6 protein-coding genes and 2 pseudogenes are annotated in these 7,000 nt (G+C 38.3%); all 8 read left to right on the top strand.

Features of this window, described 5'->3' with window-relative positions; translation table 11 throughout:
- A pseudogene (locus P8M52_RS03810) lies at positions 1 to 373 on the top strand (c-type cytochrome biogenesis protein CcmI); the annotation flags it as partial.
- Between the two features lie 4 nt (positions 374 to 377).
- Entirely contained in the window at positions 378 to 1,508 is a 1,131-nt protein-coding gene (dapE, locus tag P8M52_RS03805; protein ID WP_300307556.1) for a succinyl-diaminopimelate desuccinylase, read from the top strand.
- A 1-nt stretch (position 1,509) separates the two neighbouring features.
- Positions 1,510 to 2,187, top strand: coding sequence for a tRNA (guanosine(37)-N1)-methyltransferase TrmD (trmD, locus tag P8M52_RS03800; RefSeq protein ID WP_300307553.1), 678 nt, complete (start codon positions 1,510 to 1,512; stop codon positions 2,185 to 2,187).
- A gap of 146 nt (positions 2,188 to 2,333) precedes the next feature.
- Positions 2,334 to 2,672, top strand: a complete 339-nt coding sequence (locus tag P8M52_RS03795; RefSeq protein WP_300307550.1) for a P-II family nitrogen regulator — start codon at positions 2,334 to 2,336, stop codon at positions 2,670 to 2,672.
- A gap of 11 nt (positions 2,673 to 2,683) precedes the next feature.
- Positions 2,684 to 3,961, top strand: coding sequence for an ammonium transporter (locus P8M52_RS03790; protein ID WP_300307547.1), 1,278 nt, complete (start codon positions 2,684 to 2,686; stop codon positions 3,959 to 3,961).
- 116 nt (positions 3,962 to 4,077) lie between these two features.
- Complete coding sequence (dapA, locus tag P8M52_RS03785; RefSeq protein WP_300307544.1) at positions 4,078 to 4,968, top strand: 4-hydroxy-tetrahydrodipicolinate synthase; 891 nt, start codon at positions 4,078 to 4,080, stop codon at positions 4,966 to 4,968.
- A 1-nt stretch (position 4,969) separates the two neighbouring features.
- A complete protein-coding gene (bamC, locus tag P8M52_RS03780) occupies positions 4,970 to 6,103 on the top strand; it encodes an outer membrane protein assembly factor BamC (RefSeq protein WP_300307541.1) in 1,134 nt (377 codons plus the stop codon).
- Positions 6,104 to 6,114: 11 nt separating this feature from the next.
- Positions 6,115 to 7,000: pseudogene (locus P8M52_RS03775) on the top strand (DNA ligase); the annotation flags it as partial.

The raw sequence follows: 7,000 nt of genomic DNA, 5'->3' as shown, positions 1-7,000 counted from the left end.
TTTGGATGAACTTAATCGCACTGAAAACCCTCAGACAAGTAACACAGTTACTGTCAATGTGAAAATTTCAGATCAAATATTGGCTAATCGATCCAAGCAAGATTATTTAATGATTTATGTTAAAGCGGCTAAAGGTAGGCCAATGCCAATTGCGATTGAAAAAATCCAACTTAAAGATTTTGATGGGCAAGTGACATTAAGCGATAAGAATTCAGTTATGCCAACAAAGCTGTTATCTGAACATGATCAAGTATTGGTAGTTGCAAGGTTAAGTCGTACTGGAGGTGCTATGATGCAAGCAGATGACTTGCAAGTGGTAAGCGAAATAGTTTCAGTGCCAAGTGACCCAAATGTAGTATTAAGATTAGATTAATTTTATGAATAAAACAATAGAGCTAGCGAAAGCCCTAATCAGCATTGATTCAGTAACCCCTGATGATAAAGGGTGTCAAATCTTGATGACTGACCACCTAAAAAAATCAAATTTTAAAATTACCGATCTAAAGTTTGGAGAAGTTGATAACTTTTGGGCAGAACACGGCTCAGGCTCTCCCGTATTTATGTTTGCAGGGCATACAGATGTCGTACCAGTGGGCGATGAATCTAAATGGAATTTAAACCCTTTTTCAGCTGAAGTAATTGACGGCATGCTGCATGGTCGAGGCGCTGCTGATATGAAGGGCTCATTAGCTGCTATGCTTGACGCCAGTGAGCGATTTGTTGCAGATTATCCAGACCATAAGGGTACGATTGGTTATTTGATTACTTCTGATGAAGAGGGGCCAGCTATTAATGGAACCGTGAAGGTTTGCGAATATCTAAATGATATTGGTCAAAATATTGACTATTGCTTAGTGGGTGAGCCCTCAGCAACCAATGTGCTGGGCGATGTGATTAAAAATGGTCGTCGCGGCTCTTTAAATGGTACGCTGAATATTGTCGGTAAGCAGGGGCATATTGCATACCCCCATCTGGCCAATAACCCAATTCACTTGGCGTTGCCTGCATTAGATGAGCTGCGATGCGAACATTGGGACAAGGGTAACGAATACTTCCCGGCAACCAGTTTTCAAATATCAAACATTCACTCAGGCACAGGAGTAACAAATGTTATTCCAGGTGATATCGAGATTGTCTTTAACTTCCGATATTCGACCGAGTCAACCAATGAAGGGTTGCAGGCCAGAGTTTGTGCAATTCTAGATAAACATAATCTTGATTATGAGATTGATTGGAATCATTCAGGTTATCCATTTTTAACTCCAAAAGGTGAGTTAGTTAGCGGCTGTACAAATGCCATTAAAAAAGTTACAGGTGTGGATACTCAACTGTCCACTACTGGCGGAACTTCAGATGGACGTTTTATCGCGCCAATTCTTGAGGCTCAAGTGGTTGAACTAGGGCCTAGAAATGCAACCATTCACCAAGTGAACGAATGTATTTCTGCACAAGATTTGGAAGATTTGAGTGAGATTTACTATCATATTCTTAAAAATATCCTAACCTAATATGCGGTTTGATGTAATCACTTTATTTCCTAGTATGTTTTCAGCGATACGGGATGAAGGGGTGGTAGCTCGTGGTATTAATAAATCATTATTAAGTGTGCACACTTGGCAATTAAGAGAATTTTCTGAAAATAAGCATCGTAATATTGATGATAAGCCATATGGAGGCGGTGCTGGTATGGTAATGCAAGTAAAGCCAATTAGAGATTGCATTGAAAAAATTAAGCAAAAAATTCCAGATACTCGAGTTATTTATTTATCGCCCCAAGGTCAAAAACTCACGCATCAGCTTGCAGTAGACATTTCTAATTTTAATGCTGTCACATTATTATGCGGACGATACGAAGGAGTGGATGAGCGTATTATTAAGCATGATGTAGATATGGAAGTATCTATTGGCGATTATGTGATTAGTGGTGGCGAATTGGCAGCTATGGTGTTAATTGATAGCGTCAGTAGGCAGATATCTGGCGTTCTCGGCAATAAGGAGTCTTTAAACGATTCTTTTTGTGATGGACTACTTGACTATCCACATTACACACGACCTGAAGAGATCGATGGTCAAAAGGTACCCGAAGTGTTGCTTAGCGGACATCAGGCTAATATAGATAATTGGCGCAAAGATAAAGCGTTAAAAAATACTCAAATAAAGCGAAAAGATATACTCAAGAATCAATAGTTTGCTTTTTATTCGAAAAAATTTATAATGGAAATTCTTACACAGGCGTAAGAAAACAAAAAAAAGCATTGTTGCTTTACAAGTTGTCAAGATGGCATTTTATATTTGTAAGTCCTAGTAGACTTATTATATCAAGGGAGAGTAGTATGAAGTTTGTAACAGCAATACTTCGACCACATCAATTAGACGATGTGCGAGAAGCTTTATCAGAAGCTGGAGTTACCGGCATTACAGTGACTGAAGTTAAAGGATTTGGTAGACAAAAGGGCCATACAGAGTTATATCGTGGCGCAGAGTATCAAATTGATTTTTTACCAAAAATAAAATTAGAAGTTGCGATAACAGCATCCAAACTAGACACTGTGATTGACACAATTAGTAGTGTGGCTAATTCTGGCAAAGTTGGAGATGGCAAGATTTTTGTAACTAATTTAGAGAAAGTGGTTCGCATCCGTACTGGCGAGACAGATCAAGACGCACTATAAGGAATAAAAAAATGAAAAAAATATTATTAACATTATTGGCATTAATGCCAATGAGTGTGTTTGCTGAAGGTTTAGATGGGGCAAACACATCATGGATTCTAACATCTACAGCGTTAGTGTTGTTTATGACATTACCAGGTTTAGCGCTGTTCTATGGCGGTTTGGTTCGTAGTAAAAATATCTTATCTGTACTGATGCAGTGTTTTGCAATTGCGGGAATTGTATCCGTTTTATGGCTAGTTGTAGGATATTCAATTGCTTTTTCTGATGGCAATGCCTATTTTGGCAGTTTGTCCAAATTCATGCTTGCAGGTGTAACAGAAGGATCGTTGAGTGGCGATATTCCTGAAAGTTTATTTGTGTTGTTCCAGATGACATTTGCTATTATTACACCAGCACTAATTGTGGGCGGCTTTGCAGAGCGTATGAAGTTTTCAGCAGTGCTAATGTTTAGTGCCATTTGGTTAATTGTTGTTTATGCACCAATTACTCATTGGGTATGGGGCGGAGGCTGGTTAGGCGAAATGGGCCTACTTGACTTTGCTGGCGGTACAGTGGTACACATTACTGCTGGTGTTGCAGCTCTAGTTGCGGCGATTGTGATTGGTCCACGTAACGGTTTTCCAAATAAACCAATGCCACCTCACAACATGACAATGACCTTTACTGGCGCGGCGATGTTATGGGTTGGTTGGTTTGGTTTTAATGGCGGATCAGCATTGGCAGCGAACGGTGATGCGGCTATGGCTATGTTGGTAACACACATATCGGCAGCAGCAGGCGCAATAACTTGGATGTTTTATGAGTGGATTAAGTATGGTAAACCAACAGCTTTAGGTGCTTTAACAGGCTTAATTGCGGGTTTAGGAACAATTACACCGGCATCTGGTTTTGTAGGTCCTGCAGGTGGATTAGCCATCGGTGTTGTTGCCGGTATTGTTTGTTTTAATGCGGTAGTATTGATTAAACAAAAATGGAAAATTGATGACTCTTTAGATGTATTTCCAGTGCATGGTGTTGGTGGTATTATTGGTACATTGATGGCTGCAGTTTTTGCATCAAGCGAGCTTGGTATTTTTTCAGGCCAGGGATTGGCAGAAGGTATGACAATTATGTCGCAACTTGAAGTGCAAGCAATTGGTGTTGTTGCAACACTTGTTTATACTGCAATTGCCACTTATATTATTCTTAAGGTAGTTGATATGATTACAGGATTAAGAGTGAGTGCCGAAGAAGAAGAGCAAGGGTTGGATATTGTTTCTCATGAAGAAAGAGGATACGATTTGTAATCCAAGTTTTTTTCTAGCTAAAACCCGCTAAAGACTTTGTTTTTAGCGGGTTTTTTTACGCCTAAAAAACTGCATTCGTATATAATTCTAACTAATCATTTTTATTGTTTATTGTTATGCGCATTAATCACCCATTAACTGGCTCTATAGTGGCTTTAATCACCCCGATGTTTGAAGATGGATCGGTCGATTTTAGTTCGCTTGAGGCGCTGATTGAGTTCCATATTAAATCTGGAACTAATGCAATCGTATCTATGGGTACAACAGGAGAAAGTGCAACGCTTAATCAAAAAGAGCATATTGAAGTCATGCGCAAAACGGTAGAGTTTGCGGCTAATCGTATTGCAATCATTGCAGGTACAGGAGCTAATTCGACCTCTGAAGCTATTGAATTGACTAAAGCTGCTAAAGAAATTGGTGCTACTGCCTGTCTACTAGTAACACCTTATTACAATAAGCCAACTCAAGAAGGGTTGTATCAACACTATAAGTTAATTGCCGAAACAGTAGATATCGATCAAATTCTTTATAACGTTCCTGGTAGAACTGCAGTTGACTTATTGCCTGAAACCATTGTCAAGTTATCTAATATTTCAAATATTATTGGAGTTAAAGATGCAACGGGTGATCTAAATGTTGCCCACGCTTTGATTGATCATTGTCCATCAGATTTTTTACTATATAGTGGTGATGATGCAACGGCAGTTGACTTTATTTTAATGGGTGGTCATGGCGGTATTTCTGTCACTGCTAATGTGGCGCCGAAAGAATTATCACTAGCCTACCAAGCTGCATATAATGAGGATGAAGATGCGGCAAAACTTTATGACAAACCGTTAGCCAATTTACATCAAAATTTATTTATTGAGTCTAATCCAATTCCGGTTAAATGGGCTATGCATAAAATGGGCAAATGCGAAAGTGGTATTCGTTTACCATTAACAAAATTATCACAACAGGCTCGAGTTGTAGTAGAGCAAGATTTATCTAATTTGGGGGTTATATAATATGATTAAAACAGTTGTTTTGACAGCGCTAACACTGTCTCTAACCGGGTGCTTTTCTACTGATGTAAAAAAAGAAGTAAATACATCAATTTTAGGTGAGCGAGATATTAAATATTACTCTAATAAAACGGTAACGTCATTAGAAGTGCCACCAGACCTAACTAAGCCAAGCTCTCAAAACGCCTTTAAATTAGGCGAATATGTTCCAAACATTCAGGAAGATACAATTAGTTTTTCTAATAAAGATAATGTAATTAAGGAAGCCTCCAGCATTTTAAGAGTGCCATCGAATATTCAAGTTATGCGAGCAGGCGAGAGGCGCTGGCTAGTCGTTGATAAAAAATCAGATGATGTGTGGAATTTATCTAAGAGCTTTTTCAAATCTCATGGTTTTGCTATTAAAAAAACCAATAAAAAAATTGGCCTAATGGAGACAGATTTTTTGGAGAACCATCCAGATGTTCCTGATCAGTCTTTAGGTGTTATTCGTTCAATGTTAAAAAAGGCTATTGCCGCAAGATATGCATTACCAATTGTAGATAAATATAGAATTCGTATTGAGCCAAATGAAAGTGGTGATAAGACTGTTGTTTATTTATCTCTCACTTCAATGGAAGAGGTAATTACTAAAGCTGGAAAAGATGATGAAAATACCATTTGGCAATCTCGTCCAAAAGACCAAGTGTTAGAAACTGAAATGCTTTACCGTTTAATGACATTCCTAGGTAGTGATCATGCAGTTGCTAGAGAGAAAATTTTGGCAGCAAAGGAGGAGCAACAGCTAACAGTATCTATTGAGAAAGGTATTGGAGGTTATGCTAAGTTGACTTTCTCATTGGCTCGATACGATACTTGGGATAATATAGGTTGGGCATTAGACCAACTTAATGTTGATGTTGAAGATAAGGACGTTAAAGAGGGTAGTTTTTATATCAACATTGCCAGAAGTGTAGATCAAGGGCTTTGGTCAAGAATGTTTGGTGATGACGCCATTAAGAAATCATTCCAAATTATGGTTAAGCAGATTAATAGTGATACGACAGAAGTTTACTTTAACGATCTATCGGAAGAGAATGAGCAGGAAACTATTGACTTTAGCTACGAATTCTTAGGTGATATTGCCAAACAATTCTAAGCAAACTTTAAGTGGGTTCATCAAAAGGCTTAATTCAAGATGTCATTCAGCAGAAAATACTCCTGGATGATTTATCGAACGATGAATTGGTCAATTTTTGTCAACAAGCGAATTTAGCTTATCGGGATGGCAATCCAATTGTTAGCGACCAAGATTATGACTTCATTTATCTTGCTGAATTACAAAAAAGACTTCCACGACATGAGCTATTACAATCTATAGAGCCAGAAGGCCATGGCTTTTCTGATGATAAGGTTTTATTGCCTGAGATTATGCTCTCAACCGATAAGGCCTATTCATGGGATGAAATTCAAAAGTGGTTGGAGCGACTACAAAAATCTGCACAAGAGATTGGATTAGATAAAGGTTTGATCCGGATCAAAGCAACATCTAAATTAGACGGCTTTGCGGGCTATGATGATGGCCTTCGTTTGTATACTCGTGGCGATGGCAAGAAAGGTAGTGATATCACCCGTGTTTTTGATCGTGGATTGCAAGTTTTTAATGGCTCTGCACGTGGCCAAGGTGCAGGCGAAATTGTGATTAAGAAAAGTTATTTCGAAACGCATTTATCACAAGATTTTGAATATCCACGCAATTTTCAAGCTAGCTTAATCAAAGAAAAAGCACTAGATACAAAAGCCAAACAAGCTATTACAGATAAAGCTGCATTATTTGTGCCTTTTGCTCAACTGCCAACTTGGTTAGGCAGTATTGATGAATTAAGGAATGAGTTTACAAGTATTGTTGAAAACATGTTGTCGTTAGTTAATTTCGATGTAGATGGTGTAGTATTTGAAGTAACGAATAACGATTTAAAAAACCAAATGGGTGCCAATCGAAAATTCCATCGTTGGCAAATCGCTTTTAAAGAAAACAAGGATAAAGCACAGGTCA

Source organism: Candidatus Thioglobus sp. (genome assembly GCF_029243085.1).
Classification (GTDB): domain Bacteria; phylum Pseudomonadota; class Gammaproteobacteria; order PS1; family Pseudothioglobaceae; genus Thioglobus_A.
This window is presented reverse-complemented; position numbering and strand designations above follow the sequence as displayed.

Coding starts and splice junctions, on each gene's coding strand:
- dapE (WP_300307556.1), top strand. CDS start 378: ATGAATAAAACAATAGAGCTAGCGAAAGCCCTAATCAGCATTGATTCA.
- trmD (WP_300307553.1), top strand. CDS start 1,510: ATGCGGTTTGATGTAATCACTTTATTTCCTAGTATGTTTTCAGCGATA.
- P8M52_RS03795 (WP_300307550.1), top strand. CDS start 2,334: ATGAAGTTTGTAACAGCAATACTTCGACCACATCAATTAGACGATGTG.
- P8M52_RS03790 (WP_300307547.1), top strand. CDS start 2,684: ATGAAAAAAATATTATTAACATTATTGGCATTAATGCCAATGAGTGTG.
- dapA (WP_300307544.1), top strand. CDS start 4,078: ATGCGCATTAATCACCCATTAACTGGCTCTATAGTGGCTTTAATCACC.
- bamC (WP_300307541.1), top strand. CDS start 4,970: ATGATTAAAACAGTTGTTTTGACAGCGCTAACACTGTCTCTAACCGGG.